Annotated in this window: 18 protein-coding genes and 1 riboswitch; of the genes, 10 read left to right on the top strand and 8 right to left on the bottom strand. The window is 46.4% G+C overall.

From position 1 onward, the window contains the following. The first annotated feature begins 21 nt into the window (after nucleotides 1–21). Nucleotides 22–1,278, top strand: a complete 1,257-nt coding sequence (locus tag LZG72_RS26520) for an exo-beta-N-acetylmuramidase NamZ domain-containing protein (RefSeq protein ID WP_233878171.1) — start codon at nucleotides 22–24, stop codon at nucleotides 1,276–1,278. Nucleotides 1,279–1,660: 382 nt separating this feature from the next. Here the strand turns inward: LZG72_RS26520 and LZG72_RS26515 are convergent, their stop codons facing one another. From LZG72_RS26515 to LZG72_RS26505, 3 genes are all read right to left on the bottom strand, one after another. Continuing rightward, a complete protein-coding gene (locus tag LZG72_RS26515) occupies nucleotides 1,661–2,395 on the bottom strand; it encodes a LytTR family DNA-binding domain-containing protein (RefSeq protein ID WP_233878170.1) in 735 nt (244 codons plus the stop codon). A 285-nt stretch (nucleotides 2,396–2,680) separates the two neighbouring features. Next, complete coding sequence (gene eat, locus LZG72_RS26510; RefSeq protein ID WP_233878169.1) at nucleotides 2,681–3,982, bottom strand: ethanolamine permease; 1,302 nt, start codon at nucleotides 3,980–3,982, stop codon at nucleotides 2,681–2,683. Between the two features lie 19 nt (nucleotides 3,983–4,001). Further along, nucleotides 4,002–4,784 carry a phosphatidylinositol-specific phospholipase C/glycerophosphodiester phosphodiesterase family protein gene (locus tag LZG72_RS26505; protein ID WP_233878168.1) on the bottom strand — a complete coding sequence of 261 codons (783 nt, stop codon included), beginning with the start codon at nucleotides 4,782–4,784 and terminating at the stop codon, nucleotides 4,002–4,004. A 196-nt stretch (nucleotides 4,785–4,980) separates the two neighbouring features. Between LZG72_RS26505 and LZG72_RS26500 the strand changes: the two genes are divergently transcribed. Further along, nucleotides 4,981–6,666 (top strand): amino acid permease, encoded by a 1,686-nt coding sequence (locus LZG72_RS26500; protein WP_233878167.1) that lies wholly within the window; start codon nucleotides 4,981–4,983, stop codon nucleotides 6,664–6,666. A 70-nt stretch (nucleotides 6,667–6,736) separates the two neighbouring features. On the opposite strand, the gene LZG72_RS26495 is transcribed toward LZG72_RS26500, so the two are convergent. The 3 genes from LZG72_RS26495 to hxpB all read right to left on the bottom strand — a co-directional run bounded on the left by LZG72_RS26495 (nucleotide 6,737) and on the right by hxpB (nucleotide 9,312). Further along, nucleotides 6,737–7,162: a hypothetical protein gene (locus tag LZG72_RS26495; protein WP_233878166.1), complete on the bottom strand. Its 426-nt coding sequence runs from the start codon at nucleotides 7,160–7,162 to the stop codon at nucleotides 6,737–6,739. Between the two features lie 110 nt (nucleotides 7,163–7,272). Then, nucleotides 7,273–8,586: a PAS domain-containing sensor histidine kinase gene (locus LZG72_RS26490; RefSeq protein ID WP_233878220.1), complete on the bottom strand. Its 1,314-nt coding sequence runs from the start codon at nucleotides 8,584–8,586 to the stop codon at nucleotides 7,273–7,275. Nucleotides 8,587–8,637: 51 nt separating this feature from the next. Beyond that, the gene (gene hxpB, locus LZG72_RS26485; RefSeq protein WP_233878165.1) at nucleotides 8,638–9,312 is read right to left on the bottom strand and encodes a hexitol phosphatase HxpB; all 675 of its coding nucleotides are present in this window, start codon (nucleotides 9,310–9,312) and stop codon (nucleotides 8,638–8,640) included. Nucleotides 9,313–9,368: 56 nt separating this feature from the next. After that, nucleotides 9,369–9,462: riboswitch (TPP riboswitch) on the top strand. A gap of 100 nt (nucleotides 9,463–9,562) precedes the next feature. On the opposite strand from hxpB, the gene thiM reads away from it, so the two are divergent. From thiM to LZG72_RS26450, 7 genes are all read left to right on the top strand, one after another. After that, nucleotides 9,563–10,354, top strand: coding sequence for a hydroxyethylthiazole kinase (gene thiM / locus LZG72_RS26480; protein ID WP_233878164.1), 792 nt, complete (start codon nucleotides 9,563–9,565; stop codon nucleotides 10,352–10,354). 47 nt (nucleotides 10,355–10,401) lie between these two features. Next, nucleotides 10,402–11,061, top strand: a complete 660-nt coding sequence (thiE, locus tag LZG72_RS26475) for a thiamine phosphate synthase (RefSeq protein ID WP_233878163.1) — start codon at nucleotides 10,402–10,404, stop codon at nucleotides 11,059–11,061. 68 nt (nucleotides 11,062–11,129) lie between these two features. After that, on the top strand, nucleotides 11,130–11,951 hold the full coding sequence (gene thiD, locus LZG72_RS26470) for a bifunctional hydroxymethylpyrimidine kinase/phosphomethylpyrimidine kinase (protein ID WP_233878162.1): 822 nt from the start codon (nucleotides 11,130–11,132) through the stop codon (nucleotides 11,949–11,951). Further along, the gene (tenA, locus tag LZG72_RS26465) at nucleotides 11,948–12,595 is read left to right on the top strand and encodes a thiaminase II (RefSeq protein WP_233878161.1); all 648 of its coding nucleotides are present in this window, start codon (nucleotides 11,948–11,950) and stop codon (nucleotides 12,593–12,595) included. Before thiD ends, tenA begins: the two co-directional genes overlap by 4 nt. A 138-nt stretch (nucleotides 12,596–12,733) precedes the next feature. Next, a complete protein-coding gene (locus tag LZG72_RS26460; protein ID WP_233878160.1) occupies nucleotides 12,734–15,082 on the top strand; it encodes a carboxypeptidase-like regulatory domain-containing protein in 2,349 nt (782 codons plus the stop codon). 174 nt (nucleotides 15,083–15,256) lie between these two features. Further along, nucleotides 15,257–15,532, top strand: a complete 276-nt coding sequence (locus LZG72_RS26455; protein ID WP_233878159.1) for a 2TM domain-containing protein — start codon at nucleotides 15,257–15,259, stop codon at nucleotides 15,530–15,532. 77 nt (nucleotides 15,533–15,609) lie between these two features. Next, nucleotides 15,610–16,110: a pyridoxamine 5'-phosphate oxidase family protein gene (locus tag LZG72_RS26450; protein ID WP_233878158.1), complete on the top strand. Its 501-nt coding sequence runs from the start codon at nucleotides 15,610–15,612 to the stop codon at nucleotides 16,108–16,110. A 66-nt stretch (nucleotides 16,111–16,176) separates the two neighbouring features. On the opposite strand, the gene LZG72_RS26445 is transcribed toward LZG72_RS26450, so the two are convergent. Both LZG72_RS26445 and LZG72_RS26440 read right to left on the bottom strand, forming a co-directional pair. Continuing rightward, nucleotides 16,177–16,713, bottom strand: coding sequence for a ferritin-like domain-containing protein (locus LZG72_RS26445; RefSeq protein WP_233878157.1), 537 nt, complete (start codon nucleotides 16,711–16,713; stop codon nucleotides 16,177–16,179). 170 nt (nucleotides 16,714–16,883) lie between these two features. Beyond that, nucleotides 16,884–18,833 carry a glycoside hydrolase family 127 protein gene (locus LZG72_RS26440; RefSeq protein ID WP_233878156.1) on the bottom strand — a complete coding sequence of 650 codons (1,950 nt, stop codon included), beginning with the start codon at nucleotides 18,831–18,833 and terminating at the stop codon, nucleotides 16,884–16,886. 67 nt (nucleotides 18,834–18,900) lie between these two features. On the opposite strand from LZG72_RS26440, the gene LZG72_RS26435 reads away from it, so the two are divergent. Next, nucleotides 18,901–19,620 carry an outer membrane beta-barrel protein gene (locus LZG72_RS26435; RefSeq protein ID WP_233878155.1) on the top strand — a complete coding sequence of 240 codons (720 nt, stop codon included), beginning with the start codon at nucleotides 18,901–18,903 and terminating at the stop codon, nucleotides 19,618–19,620. Nucleotides 19,621–19,622: the final 2 nt, after the last annotated feature.

The following is a 19,622-nucleotide window of genomic DNA, read 5'->3' as shown; positions in this document are numbered from 1 at the left end:
AGCCCAACAAAATCCTGACCAATGAAAGCATTCTTTTTCATAACCGCAGCCATTTGCCTGCTCAGCAACTGCGTCAATTCTTCTTCACAGAAAAGCCCGCTGCTAACTTCCAACGATTCAATAAGCAATTTGTCAAAAGATGAAGCAGCCAAAAAGCTGATCACCGGTGCCGATCAGACTTCGGAATATCTGAGCTATCTGAAAGGTAAAAAAGTGGGTATCGTGGTGAACCAGACCTCCATTATCGGCAGCACGCCCATTGTCGACAGCCTGCACGCATTGGGGGTGAATATCGTGACGATCTTTGGGCCGGAGCATGGATTTCGCGGGACGGCCAGTAATGGAGATAAGGTGAGTGATAGTGTAGATCCCAAAACGGGTATTCCGGCAATTTCGCTCTACGGGAAGCTGAAACGGCCGACCAAGGAGCAAATGGCTGGTCTGGACCTGATCGTGTTTGACATTCAGGATGTGGGTGCTCGTTTTTACACCTACATCAACACGCTGGGGCACGTCATGGAATCCTGTGCTGAAACCGGAAAGGAAATGCTGATCCTCGACCGGCCCAATCCGAATGGATTTCTGATCGACGGGCCGATACTCGAAGACCACCTGCATTCCGGGATCGGAATTTATCCCATTCCCATTTCACATGGGCTGACCATTGCCGAACTTGCACAAATGATCAACGGCGAAGGCTGGCTGCCCAACAAAATGCAATGCAAGCTTAAAATCATCAAGGTAGCAAATTACACGCATGACATGCCATATAACCTGCCGGTTATGCCGTCGCCCAATCTGAATACGCAACAATCGATCATGCTCTATCCGCATATCTGTATGTTTGAAGGTACGATCGTGAGCCAGGGCCGGGGAACTTATATGCCATTTACAGTGCTCGGAGCTCCGAAACTGAAAGGAAAATATGACTTCGTGTTTACGCCTAAAAGCATAAAGGGAATGAGTGAAACACCACTGCACATGGACACGGAATGTTACGGCCTGGACCTGAGGAAATATGATATGAAGGACATTCGAAAGTCAGGTAAGCTGAATTTGAAATGGCTGATGGATATGTACAAATCGTATCCGGAAAAAGAGCGGTTTTTCGATATGACGCAAAGCAAACAAATGGGCAGCATAGATAAGCTTGCGGGAACGGAAAACCTGAAAAAGCAGATTATCGCGGGTATATCCGAAGACGAAATCCGGAAAAGCTGGGAGTCGGGATTATCTCATTATAAAGAGTTTAGAAAAAAATACCTGCTTTATCCCTGATCGTTTTAATCTCGATTTTCAGAGTAATATCAAACAAAACATCCCAGGAATAGTGTCCCAGGGATGTTTAATTATTCTCAACGATATTTAATTCAAACTTATGTTAGATTTAGTTTAGGTTTTGCACGCAATGTGCGCATAATTATATTTTTTGTTTAAATCTCAATATATAAAACAGATACGAAATTTAGATTAAAATGGATGCCTGGACTTCAAAATATTTTTCATTGAAATCCAGGCAATGTCTGCGGCTGTTATCTTAATAGAGAAGAGGATTACGTGTCATGAAATTAGTTCGACAAGGTAAGGTCCGCAAATTAATGGGGCGAAAGTCAACCTTTCAGGGGTGAACCCTGCGAAATATTGGGGTTAGTGCTCGGACTCAGGAAAAAGTTTTAATCCTGCTGAGTAATTCGGTCCGGTTGTCATTGGTGATCGGTATCTCGATATCATTGATCATCACATGTACATAATCGATTGCAGTGATAGCATTCAAATTGATAATGAATGATTTATGAACGCGAAAGAAGAAATTTACCGGTAGCTGCTGGATCATATTTTTCAACGTTTCCCGGATCGTATATTTTTTCTTGACGGTATGTAGTTCGAGATAGTTGTCATCACTACGGATGTACATAATATCGGCGAGAAGTATTTTGGTAAACATATGCTTCTCTTTAATGAACAAAGCATCCTTAATTACCGTAGTATCTTCTTTTTCCGGCATGTCTGTTTCTCCTGCCAATGCGGCCAGACGATAATTCTTCAGTGCCAGCTTTACGGCGGTATAGACCGTAATTTTCTGAAAAGGTTTTTGCAAAAAGGCATGCGGTGCGGATTGCAGCGCAGCATTTACCACCGCGATGTCATCGTGTGCAGACAGAAATAGAAAAGGAATTCCCAGGTTTTCGCGAATGTGATCGGCGAGATCAATACCAGTCTGATACCCATTCAGATTGATGTCGAGCACAGCCAGGTGGAAAACTTTTGTATTTAAAAGTCCAATGGCCGTCTCATAATCTGTCGCGATATCGTTGGCCTCATAGCCGAATCCGTTAAGCAGGAATTGTAAATGTTTTGCAATGATGAAATCGTCCTCAACTATTAATATATTCATACTTAGAAAAATACCCAGCCGAAGCTGAACTTTGTAGAGTTAGGATTTGCGAAAAGAACCAGTCGGATGTAACTAATGCAGGATAATATACGAATTAATTACAATGTACAAACCATGCAAGTCTTAAAATTTAGTAACCGTTCGTGACACGAAAGTTATCCAAAAAAAATATAAAAACCATTCTGACACAAGTACTTATAAATTTTACAAAGGTTCTACTACAATTCCCGAATGACCGCATCCGCTTTTTAGACTGAGTCATGGAAAATTTCTACGATGGCAACTTCATAAAACTTTATGCCGACCGGTGAGAACAATGAAAATTGTAACGACAATCAGCCCGCCAAAGAACCAGAGGCTCATTACGAAGTTGTAATAAATGATGGCGATCAGACAAATGCTTGCTAATATCAGAGCAACTGCGGGGAAGAACGGGTAAAGTGGAACTGAGAAGGGACGTTCGAGGGCCGGTTCTTTTTTTCTCAAAACAAACAAGGAAACCATGCTGATCATGTACATCACAACTGCGCCCAAAGCCGCCAGAATGATCACCTGATCCGTCGTCCCCAGCATTAATGCAGCACATCCGGCCACACCGCCAGCCAGCAATGCCCAATGTGGCGTCTGAAATTTTGCATTTACTTCTCCCAGAAAAGAAGGCAGGTAACCACTCCTTGCCAGGGCGAAGATCTGACGGGAATAGCCGATAACGGTCCCATGGAACGAGGCGATCAGCCCGAAAAGGCCCAGACTTGCAAAAAGCTGGGTGAGGCTGCTGTCGCGACCCAGCACAATGCCCAATGCGGCGGGGAGAGGATAATCAATTTCACTTAAAAGTTTCCAGTTCGCAATGCCGCCGGTGAAGATCATCACAGCCAGGGCTAAAATGACCAATGTTAATATCCCATAAATGTAACCTCTCGAAATGGTGCGTTTTGGATCTTCCACTTCTTCCGCGACCATCGCAACACCTTCAATAGCAAGGTAAAACCAGATCGCGAATGGTAATGCGGCAAAAACGCCTGGCCAGCCAAACGGCATCGGATCTGTAACGAAAGTCTGATAGCTGAAATGCGGCGCGACAATGCCGATATAAATCAATAGCTCGATCACCGCCAGCAAAGTCACGACCAGCGAAAACGTCGCAGACTCTTTGATTCCCAATAAATTGATCACTATAAAGATCGCGTAACAAGCAAACGCTACATGCAGCACATCCAGTGACGGATAGAGAAAGTGCGAGTAGCTGCCGAGTGCAAATGCGATGGCCGGCGGAGTTACCAGAAACTCAACCAGGGTTGCATACCCGGCAATGAGCCCGCCCCACCAGCCAAATGCCCGGTGAGCGTATGAAAATGGGCCTCCCGCCTGCGGAATGGAGGTAGTAAGTTCGGTAAAACTAAAAATAAAGGTTACATACATGACCGTCACGACAAGTGTGGCGATCAGAAACCCGACGGTCCCAGAGACACCCCAGCCATAGTTCCAGCCAAAGTACTCGCCCGAGATCACGAGCCCGACGGCAATTGCCCAAAGATGGATTGGTTTTAGAACTTTTTTGAGGGACGTGGTTTGATCAACAGGCATGAGGGGGTGGTTAGTTTTGTTACCTCGGAGCGGTGCGTAAATAGTCGCCCATTTCTAATACTTTATCTGTGTTCAAATAGTCTACTCCGAGAGACATCATTGTTTTCCACGAATTAATATTGTCGGGCGTCGCCCAGATCCGCACCTTTTTTCCCAGATCATGCGTTTGCGTGATCATTTTTTGGATGTTCTTTTTTTCTTTTTCAAGGAGCGGCCCCTCACCGTTCCATCTTGAATATTTCTGAAATGCCTGGCTGATCAGTCCGATATGTGCCAGCTGGGCCGGAGTATAAGTGTTTTCAGGGCGACCGTCGAAAAAGATGTAGTCCGGATAGTTTTCAAACGTTGCCGGATCGGGAACATTTCCGCTCACAACGACGGTAACCAGCCCGGATGGAGCAAGTACTTTTTTATAGGGTTCGAGTTCTTTGACCAATGCGGCCAGCGTTTCGGGTCCGGACGTTTTCAGGTCGATCAGCAATTGCAGGTGGACATTTTTTTGAGGGTATATGTTTCCTCCGTTTTTGTCGGCCTGTTCCTGGATGGGTGTTAAGTAAAGGGCCGCAAGCGTTTTATTGGGGTTGATCTCTTTTGAATCATGCGCCACGTACAGGGTGTCGTTTACCAAATGCACATCGGCTTCAATGGAGCCGAATTGTTGTTCATAGGCATCGTAAAAAGGTCGTTTGCGTACATAGTCATTATGAGAATGGGCTTGGGCTGTGGTGTACGCTTTGATATTTTGTGCCTGTATTCCGAAAGTCAGTAGGGTGGCTAACAGGCATGTCAGGGTCAGTTTCATGGCATGAGGTGAGAGTAAAAATTTGGTAAATCAGGTCAGTATTGCAATGTTGGCAGGTTTGATTTCGAAAACAAGAATTTTATATTGAAATTTTGGGATTAACAGAACAAATTTTTAATGCATTGGGAGATAAGTTGAGAATATCACTATTTTAGCCATGTCTTAATCAAAACGCGCTACGGAAAACCACCCCTTCATGAAACAAAATTCCTCTCTCTTCCGGAAAAAAACAGTTGATCAGATTCTTAAAGATGCAAACTCCGCTGAGGGTAGTGGATTGGCCAAAATACTGGGTGTGAGGGACCTGGTTTCTTTGGGTATTGCAGCTATTGTCGGAGCAGGGATTTTCAGTACAATCGGGGTCGCGAGCTATAATGGCGGACCAGCAGTTTCGCTTCTTTTCATCTTTACTGCTATCGCATGTGTTTTTACGGCCTTGTCCTACGCACAATTTGCGAGCACTGTTCCGGTGTCCGGTAGTGCTTACACGTATGCTTACGTTGCATTCGGTGAGTTGTTCGCGTGGATCATCGGCTGGTCGCTGATCCTCGAATATGCAGTGTCCAATATGGTGGTGGCGATTTCATGGTCAGAATATTTCACCGGAATGCTGAAAGGTTTCGGGATCGTATTGCCTGGCTGGCTTACTGTTAATCAGGAAACGGCGTCGGAGGCATTTGCGAAACTGCATAGTGCGGCAGCATCTGAAATGAGTATCTACGAAAAATTTGCAGCAGCAGCTTACGAATCGGCACCTACCATCGGCGACTTTCACATTATGCTGAACCTGCCCGCGGGACTGGTTACATTGCTCATTACGGCATTGGTTTATATTGGTATACGAGAGTCCAGAACGGCCAGTAACATCATGGTTGTGCTTAAAATAGGTGTTGTTTTGCTGGTGATCTTTGCCGGCGCATTTTATGTAAAACCGGAAAATTGGTCGCCATTTGCTCCGAATGGAATAAAAGGTGTGATGGGCGGAGTTGCTTCTGTTTTCTTCGCGTTCATTGGTTTTGATTCCATTTCGACAACCGCGGAGGAATGTAAAAACCCGCAGCGGGATATGCCCAAAGCGATGATCTATTGCCTCGTGATCTGTACCGTATTATATGTACTCATTACGTTGGTACTCACCGGAATGGTGAATTATTCGGAGTTGAAAGTGAGTGATCCGCTCGCATTTGTTTTTGAAAAAAATGGCCTCGATTTCATGGCGGGGATTATATCGGTGAGCTCGGTGATCGCCATTACCAGTGCATTGCTGGTTTATCAGCTCGGCCAGCCGCGGATCTGGATGACTATGAGCCGGGACGGACTACTATGGAAACGCTTTTCGAAAATCCACCCAAAATATCAGACACCTTCTTTCGCCACGATCGTTACCGGATTTGTAGTGGGGATTCCCGCCTTATTTTTTAAAATGGACTTTTTCGTCGACCTGACCAGCGTGGGAACATTTTTTGCATTCATACTGGTCTGTGCAGGTGTACTTTACCTCGATCATACCGGAATTTCTGCGCAGTCTAAGTTCAGGGTGCCTTATTTAAATGGCAAGTACCTGGTGGGCATTTCGCTCATTCTTGCAATTGCCGGATTGGCAATCTACGGACAGGAAGTAATTGCGGAATGGGCGGCGCTGACTTTCGCTGAAACCATTGAGCATAAGCTGCTGACCATTGTTTTTTGGATTGTCTGGGTTACGCTTTCGATATTAAGCTTTCAGAATAACTTTTCGATTTTACCGGTTGCCGGGATTCTGACGAATCTTTATCTGATGACGGAACTCGGGTCTTCCAACTGGCTGATTTTCGCGATCTGGCTGGCGATCGGGCTGGTGATTTATTTCAGCTACGGGTATCGGAAAAGTAAATTGGCGTGATCGGGAAGTTTTTAAATTCAGACTTGGCAAGTCTGGGCGACCCCGTCTTGAAGACTTGCCAAGTCTCTCTCTATTTTTTTTCGATTTTCAGCAAAATACGGTAGTCTTCCTTTTTACCCTGCTCCACTTTCGGGTAAGGTTTTACATCCTGCAAAACAAAGCGGTATTGCTGCCCGGCGAAATTTCGGACCAGCGTATCTCCCGCCACTTTTGCATCACAGGTACCGATACACAGTTTAACATGTTCATTGACGCCTCCCTCGGTTGTCACGCCGGATAGCAGTAGATCAACGGTTGCATTTCCACCCCAGATACAAGTTACACCTTCGGGACAACGACTGTCGACGACATCAAAAAACGTCAGAGTAGCTTTTGGGACATCGTTGATCGTCACGGTTTCCTTGTATTTCAGTCCTTCGTCCTTTTTATCAACCCCTGAATTTTTACAACAAAAAACAGTTGCAGCAACCAACCCCAACCACACATATTTTTTCATAATCATATCTTTTTTTCCAGGACATTAACGGAAATCAAACCGTTGTAATATACGATTTGAAATCACAGTAAGATTTTATTGAGTGGATTAACCGGAATGTGGATCCGTTGTCAGATCATCAGCGTGAAGCGTGTACCTTTTCCCACCTCCGAGGCGACATTAAGCTGACCATTGTGTTGTTGCAGAATTTGGCGGGAAAGGCTTAGTCCGATACCGGAGCCGGTTTTTTTGGTGGTATAAAAAGGAATAAAGATGTTTTCCATCGCTTCGGGCTCAATTCCATCGCCATTGTCTTCCACCTCGATCATCACCGTACTATCGGCCTGATAGGCATTTAATGTGATTAACCGGCTTGTTTGAGTGGAAAAAGCTTCCGAGGCATTCTTTACGAGGTTGATCAATACCTGCTGGATCTGGCTGGCATCGGCTTTTACGATCAATGTTTCCGGTTTGACGGTGATTCTCCAGAGTACTCCAGAGTGCGTCAGGTCGGTTTGCAGCAATTGTAAAACTTCCTGTAACAGCTCGGCAACGCTCAGATTCGCAAAAACGGGTTTAGGCAAAGTAGTAAAATCGCGGTATGCATTTACAAATTGCATCATTCCTTTACTTCTCTTTTCTAAGGTCGATAGAGCCTCTTTCAGGTCGTTAACAGCTTCCTGGTCGCTGGTCGACTTTTCGATATCTTCGTTGACGATCAGCCTCATAGTACCCACGAGGGAAACAATCGGCGTCATGGAGTTCATGATCTCGTGGCGGAGAACACGGGTAAGGTTTTGCCAGGATTCGACTTCCTGTTGCTGTAATTCCGTCTGGATATTCTGTAAAACCACAATCCTAACCCACATGCCGCGCAACTGAATGGCAGCCCCCTGCAAAGCCAGCGGTTGGTCGGAAGGGGTACGGTACAATTCGCGGACGCCGCTGTTGAGGTTTGACAGCAGTTCAAATAACCTTGGGTGCCTGTCTTTCAGCTCACCAAGCTGGTGCAGCCGGTAAATGCCTAGCATGCGCAATGCGGCATTGTTGATCAGGTTTACCTGCCCGGTGGCGTCGAATGTAATGAGGCCGGTGCCGATATGCTGCACGATCGTATTGAGGTATTGCAGGTTCGCTTCCTTTTCAGCCCGTGCCTGACGAAATGCATGTAAAACTTCATTAAACTGCTGATTAAGTTCTTTGAAGGTCCGGCCCATTTTGTTATCTGACCTGAAATTGATCGTAAAATCAGAATAACGGACCGATTCAAGAAAGTACGTCAGCTTGCGGTTTACATTCGTAACATACTGATACAGAAGTGATGCCTGAACAAAAATGAAGATCGTCCCCAGCACATATATCAGCGTTTCATTGGTGTGTTTGGATGCAAGCCACGCCAAGGCGATTACGCTCAGGACGATCACCGCGATCCTGATCATGATCATTATGCTGAAGTGCCGGAGTCCGATCATTGAGTTCAGTAAGAGGATTCAGGGTTAGTTTTCAAAGGTGTTTTGAGGAACACCCGACATTTCACTCAATATATATTTTTCCAGAGAATTGATCTTATAATGTGCCAGATTGAATTTTGGATCGTCGTAAACTTCCATGGCCGGGACCGAAATCGTTATCATTCCAGCCGCATGTGCCGACCGCAGCCCGGCGTGCGAATCTTCGAATGCAATGCATTCTTCCGGTAGTACGCCCAGCTTTTTGGCAGTAGAGAGATATACCGCCGGATGTGGTTTGGTGAATTCCTCCAGTTCGCCCGAATGCCAGGTGTCAAAATAGTCAATAATTTCCAATCGTCTCAAAACACCTTCGATCAGATCCATATGTGAGGCCGAGGCGACTGCGAGCATCAGTCCGGTGGCTTTCAGTTGTTTGACCAATGCAATCGCACCCGGCATGGCCACTGCATTGGCGAGAATATCCCGGTGAGCTTTTTCAAGTATGAGCGATTCGAGTTCTTCAAAGCTCGGTGTATTCCAAGGCTGGATCTTGTGGCAAAAATCCAGGAACAATTTGATCGACAGCCCGGTAGTCTGCAGTTTTAATGCATCTGAAATTTCAAAATTGACCTTTTGCATCACTTCGCGGGCGGCCTCGGTCCAGATCGGCTCGGAGTCGATCAGTAATCCGTCCATGTCAAATATTGCAGCTTTAATCATCGTCTGGTGAGCAGAATTTTTTATAAACCATCCAAAACTACTACATTCGCAGCTAAGAATGGCTTTAGGGGTGTCCAAAAAGGACTGAGATTTATACCCTCCGAACCTGACACAGTTGGTACTGTCGTAGGAAAAAGCGAATGCAAGATCGATACGGTCTTTTCTCACTTTCAATAACATGCAGCTCGTTCTTGCATGTTAAAGTTTCTGCCCGGGGTCATTCTATTCTGTAAAATTCAAACATCAGAACATGGAATTTCAACTACAAACAAATCTGCTGAATCTCAGGGCTTCTTCGCCACTGGTTCATAACATTACGAATTTCGTGGTGATGAATTATACTGCCAATGCGCTGCTCGCACTTGGTGCGTCACCCGTCATGGCGCATGCTTTGGAGGAAGTGGAAGATATGGTAGCCATTGCCGGAGCGCTCGTTGTAAACATTGGTACGCTGGCTCCTCTCTGGGTCGAAGGAATGAAGCTGGCGATGACCGCCGCAGCAAATCAGCACAAGCCGATCGTGCTTGACCCTGTAGGCGCAGGTGCTACTCCATACCGCAATCATGTGTTGACCAGCCTGATGGAGGCGGCTCGGCCAACGATCATCCGGGGGAATGGTTCGGAAATCCTTGCACTGGCCGGGGCGAGCATCCAGACAAAAGGGGTCGACAGTACCGCCAGTTCTACCGATACCATTGACGCCGCCCGGGCGCTTTCGAAGCGTTTTGGGGCTGTGGTAAGTGTGAGCGGTGCCACGGATGTGATTGTCAGTGGCGAGCGCATTGCCTATGTTTCAAATGGTGTGCCGTTGATGACCAGAGTGACGGGAATGGGATGTTCGGCATCGGCCATTGCAGGAGCCTACGCGGCCATCGTTCAGGACCCATTTGAAGCCGCCGTTTCAGCAGCGGTAACCATGGGCGTATGCGGCGAACTCGCTTTCAGCAATGCAAAATCCCCTGGTTCATTCCAAATCGCTTTTCTTGACTCTCTCGCCGAAATAACCCCGGCCCAGCTGGCGGAAATGGCGGAAGTGAGGTGAGGTTAACAACCCTAAGTCCAAATTACCACACAACAACCCCTGACCAAATGCCAAACAACCCCGAACAATCCCTGACAACTCCGGACAAAAACCTGCACCTTTACCTGGTTACCGACGAAGCCGCCTGCCTTGGCCGCGATTTTTATTGGGTGGTGGAGGAAGCTGTGCAGGGTGGGGTCACGATGGTTCAGCTCAGGGAAAAAACATTATCGACCCGCGCGTTTATAGACCGGGCGAAACGCTTAAAAGACATTTTGAAACCTTACAATGTCCCTTTAATCATCAACGACCGGGTGGATGTAGCTCTGGCCGTGGATGCGGACGGTATCCATATCGGGCAGAGTGATATGCCTTTTGAGCTGGTAAATCAAATACTTCCTCCGGGGAAAATAATCGGTATCTCGGCGGAACGTCAGGCGGATGTACTGGAGGCGGAAGAATGGGATATTTCTTATCTGGCAGTCAGCCCGCTTTTTTCGACGCAGACCAAAACGGATCTCGAAAAGCCTTGGGAAATGGACGGTCTCAAATGGGTAAAACAAAACAGTACGCAGCCAATCGCTGTGATCGGCGGGTTGAATGGCAACAATATCCGTGAAGCAGTCACGAACGGGGCTGAAATTATCGCCGTCGTCTCGGCCATTTGCAGCGCTACCTCCCCCTATGAAGCCGCATTCAGGCTCAAAAATGCCATGCAGATCCCATAGCTCTACTAGTTCCTCAGACAAAACAACCAATGACAAAAAGTGACAATAAATGACTTTAAAATAACGATATGTCACGTTACCCAACCATACTTACAATCGCCGGCTCAGATAGCAGCGGCGGCGCCGGAATTCAGGCCGATTTGAAAACCATCGCAGCCCTGGGAGCTTACGGAGCGTCTGCAATCACCGCATTAACCGCGCAAAACACGTTGGGAGTGAGGGCAATACATCCGGTACCTCCCGCTTTCGTAATGGAACAACTTGAAGCCATATTCGAGGATTTAACGGTGGATGCGGTCAAGATCGGGATGGTGAATACGGTGGAAGTTGCCATGGTTATTGCCAGAATACTGGATCGCTATCAGCCAAAATTTGTCGTTTTTGATCCGGTTATGGTATCGACAAGTGGATCGAAATTGATTCAGGATGAGACGATTGAGGCGCTATGGGACAAGATTTTCCCCAAAGTGCATTTGATCACGCCAAACCTGGACGAAGGTCAGATCTTAATTTCCCGTAACATAAAGACGGTGGATGAAATGAAGCTGGCTGCCGAAGAAATGGTAGCAAAAGGTTGTGGGGCGGTGTTATTGAAAGGCGGACATCTCTCCACGCCGACATTATCCGACGTTTTTGCCCAAAAAGATGAAGAAACCCTGATCCTGGAAAGCGATTTCATTGATAGCCGGAATGTGCACGGTACGGGCTGCACGCTTTCGTCGGCCATTGCCACTTTTGTAGCAAAAGGGAATTCGCTGGCAGAGTCGATCATTTTTGCGAAAGGATACATTTCCAATGCGATTGAAGCAGGTAAAAATGTAAATACCGGATCCGGTCCCGGCCCACTCAATCATTCGTTCTCACCACTACCCATGCAGATTATACCATGAAATTCACAGACCTTCTCTGGGAAAATGCATTGCCCATTTACGAGCAGATTTTACTTCATCCGTTTAATCAGGAAATGAAAGAAGGAACGCTGCCGGTTGAGAAATTCAAATTCTACATTTATCAGGATTCGCTTTATCTGGCGGATTTTGCGAAAGCGCTGGCAGTTACCGGCACGAAGTCCGGAAGCAGTCACGAGTTACTGGATTTTCTGCAGTTCGCCCAAAATGCGATTCTCGTCGAGCGGGCGTTGCATTTGGGTTATTTTAATGAATATGCGATCGGTTTTGACGGTGGGAAATCTCCCGGATGTTTTACTTATACGCATTACCTGCTGTCTGTCAGTGCTTTTCAGAGTTATGAGGTCTCGGTAGCAGCATTGTTGCCCTGTTTTTGGATCTATAAAAAAATAGGGGACTACATCAGTGAAAATCAGGTCTTTCCCAATCCATACCAAAATTGGATCAATGCCTATTCCGGAGAAGATTTCGCGAATTCGGTACAAAAAGCGATCAACCTCTGCGACCAGCTCGCGGAAAATGCATCGGAACAGGTGAGGCAGCAGATGATCCAGGCATATAAAACTGCATCACGGCTGGAATATGTGTTTTGGGATAGTGCGTATAGGTTGGAGGAGTGGAATTGAGGCTGTTGATGGTCGATGGCCGTTTTTGACGATTGACCGCCGACCGCCGAAAGCCGACCACCGACCACCGCCAAATAATTTTCCCCTGCCGTTTTAGGGTATGCCATAGTTAGGTTGTCAGAATTGAAACAACTAGCTATGAAAAAATACTTCTTCATCTTAATCGCCTCGGCCTACTGTGCCCTTGCACAGGCGCGGCCGGCTCAGGCGCGGCCGGCCCAGGCGCAGCAGCCTGCACAAACCGTTAAAGGTCGCGTGATCGATACGGAATCCCAGCAGCCGGTCATCGGTGCAAACGTCATCATTACTTCATTGAACCCGATCATGGGAAGTGCCACGGATGCGGAGGGGAACTTCCGGATCGAAAAGGTGCCGATCGGTCGCCATTCCATTAAAATTACGAGCATCGGTTACGATGATGCCTTTCTTCAGGAAATCAATGTCGGTTCCGGGAAGGAAGTGGAATTGAATATCAAACTGACAGAATCATTTAAATCTCTTGATGAGGTGGTTATCAAAGCGCAGAAGGAGAATGGTGCGCCGCTGAATGATATGGTCAGTGTGAGCGGCAGGTCGTTTACCGTGGATCAAACCAAACGTTTTGCGGCCGCAGTGAACGATCCGGCACGTATGGCATTGTCGTTTGCAGGTGTCGCGACGAATGATGACGGGAGCAATCAGATCATCATCCGGGGTAACAGTCCGAAAGGATTGCTTTGGAGAATGGAAGGGGTGGAAATCCCAAACCCAAACCATTTTGCATCGGAAGGTTCGAGTGGTGGCGGTATCAGTGCATTGAGTGCCAATGTCCTGAGCAACTCGGACTTCCTGACCGGGGCATTCCCGGCTGAATATGGCAATGCAACTTCCGGGGTTTTTGACCTGAAACTCAGAAAAGGAAATAATGAAAAACGGGAGTATGCCATGCAGGCGGGCGTTTTGGGTCTCGATTTCGCGGCGGAGGGGCCGATCGGCGCGAAAGGTGGCGCATCTTATCTTGCCAATTACAGGTATTCGACACTTTCTGTTTTAAATAAAATCGGCGTCAACATCCAGGGCGATGCTTCTACGGATTTTCAGGATGGTGCATTTAAATTATACATTCCTTATGATGAAAAGGCGGTAGTGACGGTTTGGGGAATGGGCGGTCTGAGCACATCTGCCATCGACGATCCAAGCGAAAAAGAGGTTTTTAAATCGAACAGAGGCATTGCAGGTGTGAATTACATGCGGTACCTCAATAGTAAATCGTACCTGGAAAATATCGTCTCCTATTCGGCCACATTGCAAAGCAACGAGTATTTCGACAAAGAAAAGCAAACCAGCCAGAGTCAGAACTTTGTAAACCAGGCGCTGCGCATTTCTTCTTTATATAACTACAAGCTGAATGCAAGAAACACAATGCGCCTCGGAATTATCGTAAACCACCTCGATTTCAACTTATTTGATCGTGATAATGAGGATGGTCCGTCCAAAGTGAATGTGGATCAAAAAGGAAATACGCAGCTTTTTCAGGCCTATGCGCAATGGAAAACACGGGTAACTCCCACAGTAACCATGAATGTCGGTCTGCACGGAATGTTGCTGGGGCTCAACAATGAATTTTCAATCGAGCCGAGAGTGGGACTGAAATGGTCGGTTGCTCCCAAATCGACGGTTAGTTTGGGCGGTGGATTGCATAGTAAGACGGAATCGGTTTCCACCTATTTTGCACAGGTGAATACGGGTGACGGTAAAACGGACCTTTTGAACAAAAACCTGAAACTGATGAAATCGGCGCATATGGTGGCGGGTTATGAATTACGTCCGTCGGCAAGCTGGCGCATTCTTGCTGAAACCTACTACCAGCATCACTATCACGTGCCCATTGGCCCGCCAAATACTACCACACCCTATCTTTTGTTTGACTCACAACTCAATGAAATCGAAGGATTTGGCAGCGATTCTCTGGTTAGCGGAGGAAAAGGGAGAAGTTACGGGTTGGAATTAACGGTTGAAAAATCGCTTACAAACGGGATTTATTTCATGAGCACTACATCTCTTTATCAATCCAAATATACCGCGCGCGATGGCGTGGAACGTGATAGCCGGTTCAATGGCAAGTTTGTGCAAAATCTGGTTGCCGGGAAAGAATGGAAGGTTGGGAAAAATAAAACAAACATTTTCGCTGCCAACATCAAAATACTCGGTGCCGGCGGAAACCGGGTAACGCCGGTGGATCTGGAAAAGTCGAGAGCAGAAGGAAAAACCGTTCGTGATTGGTCGAGAAGCTACTCGGAGCAATTGCCGCATTATTTCCGTACAGATTTGCGGGTGAGTTATACCAAAAACAAAAAACGCACAACGTCCACACTTTCGCTGGATATTCAAAATGTCAGCAATCGGCTGAATGCATTTAACCAGAGTTATGATGTGAAAAAAGACCTGGTAAAAATTACGACGCAGACCGGGCTATTGCCGATCCTGAACTATCGCCTGGAATTTTAATGGGAATGTCTTCGGTTTGTCCGGGCATTTCGATGCTTCATCCGTGTAAATCTCAACTCCGTCGGGATTGGGTGTGAAAAGGGAGTTACACCAGCTACATTTAAATAACGAATTAACTGGCAGTCAGTTATTTATTTGAAATAAGCATTAACCTCTACCAAAACACAGGAATTTATGGAAACGCCGAGAAACGAACAGGTCTGGAGAAAAGCGAAAAGAAGAGCTGCTTTCAAAATGCATTTGCGCTCGTACCTTATTATCAACACAGGTTTATGGTTGATTTACGCAATAACCAATTTTGCTACGTTTGGAAATGACGTATTTCCTTGGCCGGTATTTCCGATGTTGGGTTGGGGGATTGGACTTGCGATGCACTACTTTACAGCCTACCGCAATCTGGATGAGCAGACGATCGCTCAAAAGGAATACGAAAAACTGATGCGCGGATAAGTCCGGCCGGTCGGATGGAATAGTTGTTTTAAGGATCTTTTACGAAATGATTTTCAAAAGATTCAACATAAACGATTATGGAAAAGGACTTAGCAGATAAAGACGCAACCAAAAAACTGAAATCACTGGCCGAAGACATCCGTTTTTGTATGTATACCACCTACGAAAACGGGCGCATTGAATCGCGGCCGATGACCACACTTGAAATCGACGCGGATGGGAATGTATGGTTTTTCACTAACCGTAATACTGAAATTGGCGGCAAAACAGATCAGGGAGAGGCGGTAACGTTGATTTACTCTGATCCAAAAAATAACACTTACCTGAGTGTTTCGGGAAATGCCGCGATCGTGGAAAGTGAGCAAAAAAAAGAAGAGTTATGGAACCCGATGTCCAAAGCATGGTTTCCCGAGGGAAAAGAAGATCCGAATCTGGTAGTATTAAAAGTGACTACTGAGGAAGCAGCTTACTGGGATAGCACCTCATCGAAAATGGTTGTTTTCTTCTCCATGCTGAAAGCGGTTTTAACGGGCACCACTCCGGAGGGCGGGGATCATGGAAAGTTAAATCTTGCCTGATATTCATTTATATACAAAAGACCCGGTTGGTTTTGCCAGCCGGGTCTTTTTATGTTTTATTTAACCTTATTCAGCACTCGCTTGTTCGTTCACATACGTTTCTGCAAGTTCTGTTAATTTCTGGTCGGTTTCACCTTCCTGATCCAGCGTTTGTTGCAACAGATCCGCGGCATCCGTATAACCCAGAGTCCGGGCGATATTGCGCAAAGTACCATAAGAGGCGATTTCATAGTGCTCCACTTTTTGGGCAGCCATGATGAGGCCGCAGTCGCGTACCATCGTTCCTTTTTCGGTGCTGCTGATAATTTCCTCTGCTTCTTCAATGAGACCTTCCATTGCGGCGCATTTTTTAGCCTGCGCTTTTTCGCCTACGATACCGAACACTTCTTCCAGACGGGTAGCCTGCTCTTCAGTTTCAGTTGTATGTTGTTCAAATGCAGCTTTCAATTCCTCAGAGGTCGCATTTTTCGACATTTTAGTCAAGGCTTTCGCCAAATGCTTCTCAGCCCAATAAATATCTTTCAATCCGTCTACAAAAAGTTCTTTCAATTTCGCGCTATCCGTTTCCGTAATCTGATTGGCTTTGCTCTTAGTCGCTTTCATTTTTAATGTTGATTAAAGTGATGGTTAGTTGAATGAAATTTCATTCTTCGACCCGCTCAGTTGTAAAAACCATACCAAATGCGAAAAGCCGGAAGAGAGGGGTCGGACACCTGCTAATGAAGATTTTTGTACCCATAAATATGGGAAGCCCCATCCCGGCGTTGTGGTTTTCAAGGTGCTGTGTTGAACCACACGGTCATCTCATTTGCTCCGCGATTTGCCCACGCGTAGTACGGTATCAATGTCGTCTTGCTGTCGGATGATCTCAAAAGATTAATTCCGCCGAGCATATCTTTCTGATAATGAGGTGTAAAGGTGTCAATCTGGCTGATGGGGATCGTTAACGCTTTCCCATTGTTATCGTGACCTTCCGCACAATAAAGTACCGGACCGCGCTCAATGGCTAATTTCCCCTGATTGGTTTTGATTTTTTTATCAGACAAAACCTTCCGCACCGGCATATCCAGAACCAGTTCGATCACATCCCCTTTTTTCCAGCTCCTTATCAGTCTCAGATAGCCTCTTTCAATGGATGCAGTTGTTTTTTTACCATTTAAAAGAAGAGAAATGGGCTTGGAGGTACTATCGGTGTAGGTGTAAAGTCTCCCAGGGATTGCTTCCCCGGTTGCCCAGCCTGGAATGCGTATGGAAAGCGGGAAGTTGGCAGGTTTTTCGGGTGAAACGGTGATTTTGATCGAACCTTCCCAGGGATAATTGGTGTCCTGATCTATTTTTACCGGAGCATTATTCACGGTGAGAGTTGCTTCCGTATCAGCGAAAAGGTTAACAATCAGCTCATTGCCTTTTGTAGCATAAATATATCCCGGCATCGACGGCAGAAAACGCGCCACGTTACTCGGACAACAAGCTGTACCAAACCATTCGTGCCGGATCGCTCCCTCACCTTTTCCAAAATCATTTTTCCCATCGGAAGACATCGGATTAACATAAAAAAACTGGTTGCCTTTTACTGACATTCCACCCAGAAATCCATTATAAAGGGTTCGTTCGAATACGTCCATATACTTGGACTCACCGGTGTTCAGGTACATTTTGTGGTTCCAAAGCAGGTTCGCAATCGCCGCACAGGTTTCGGCATATGCATTATCATTTGGCAAAATATAAGGTTTATCGAATGCTTCGCCATCCTCGCGGGCACCGACTCCGCCGGTAATGTATTGTTTCCGATACGTAGCGTCCTCCCAGATCGAATCGAGGGCCATATTCATCTTCGGATTGTCCCGGATCGTCAGGAGATCGGCGACTGAGGTGTACAAGTATTGCGCGCGGACGGCGTGACCTGCCGCTTCTCTTTGTCTGACAAATGGAACCTGGTCCTGAAAATAGGCGGGACCTAATTTATGCTCGTCGAGATATAAGGAGCGCTTATCGGATCGGCCACGCATTTCGATGAAAAACTGGGAAAGGTCCAGGTACTCTTTTTTGCCTGTAACCCGGTAAAGCCGGATCAATGCGATTTCGATTTCCTCGTGACCGGGTACCACCACCAACTGTCCCGGTTTGTTGCCGAATGTTTTGACAAGATGATCCGCGTTTTTAATGGCGACATTCAGTAATGACTTTTTGCCGGTGGCTTCGTAGTGTGCAATGGCTGCTTCATAAAGGTGCCCCACATTGTAGAGCTCATGGCTGCCGTTTTCGAACGAATACCGGTATGGGCCGGCGATCCAGTCGTAGGCGCCGGTTGTGTCTTTGTTAATGGTCCGGATGGTGTACAAATAACCGTCGGGTTCCTGGGCTGCTGAGAACAGGGTAATGAGGCTGTCGAGGTATTTATCCAGTTTCGGATCGTATTGATTTTGAAGAACATATGCGGCACCTTCCACTACTTTAAAGACATCGGAATCATTAAAACGCACACCTTTGAACACGCCTTTTTTGAGACCGCCTGCAACTGCAAAATTGTCAATCCTTTCCGATTCTTCACATTGACGCAGTGAATGCGGTACCGTTACATTTCGGGCAGTTTCCAGTCGCTGATGCCAGAAACCCTGCGAGGTTTTGACGTTTTTGAGTGGGACGGGATGAACAGTTTGAGCCTGGATATTTGAAAAAAAAGTGAAAATCGAAAACAACGTAATTGCGAAGTATTTTGTCATGTTAATGCCTTTTGCGAATGAATGCAGGGTAACCATCAATTTTGGTAAAACAATAAACATACCAGCTATGAAACGATTGCTACTAGTGACTGTGATTTTAATCAGTGTTCAGGATTGTTTTGCGCAACATTCTCCATGGACTTTTGGTCTGAAAGCAGGAGTAGGAACCAGCGGGCGCAGCAAGGTATTTCACACCAGTTCCGATGTCAGCGATGCATACAAGCCAGGTGTGAATTATGGCTTCGGTATCCGGGGAGGCTATCGTTTTTTGAAATACTTCACTGCAACCGTCGATCTGGAATGGCAGCAGATCCGCGACGAGCGGGTCACGACTATGACATTTAATACCACTGGCCCGGGCCGGATCGTCAATACAGTAAGGTTTGATAATGTATTTCAGCGGGTACAAATACCGGTGGCATTGCAGTTTTCCCCCTTTACAAAAACAATAAAACCGTATGTTAAGGTTGGGATAATGCCCAATCGTTTACTGAATGGTTCGTTTGATAACGAATTCAGAAGTTCTGAAACTGCCACTGTGGATTTCGATAAAGCCGAGGCTGACTTTGATTTGGAACCGAATAAAAAACTGGATCGGCAGTTGAATTTTTTCGCAGGGATCGGTGTCGGAATCGGCAGGCATCTGTCCGTGGAATGTGTACGTTATTTTGCAGGGCGACTGGTTTACGCAAGCAATTACAGTTGGTCTACTTTTGTGCTCTACCCCGACTACTATTCGTACGCACTGCGCGGAACCCAGTTTTCACTCGTTTACCACATTTGGTGACG

Source organism: Dyadobacter sp. CY323, assembly GCF_021390245.1.
Taxonomy (GTDB): Bacteria; Bacteroidota; Bacteroidia; order Cytophagales; family Spirosomataceae; genus Dyadobacter.
This window is presented reverse-complemented; position numbering and strand designations above follow the sequence as displayed.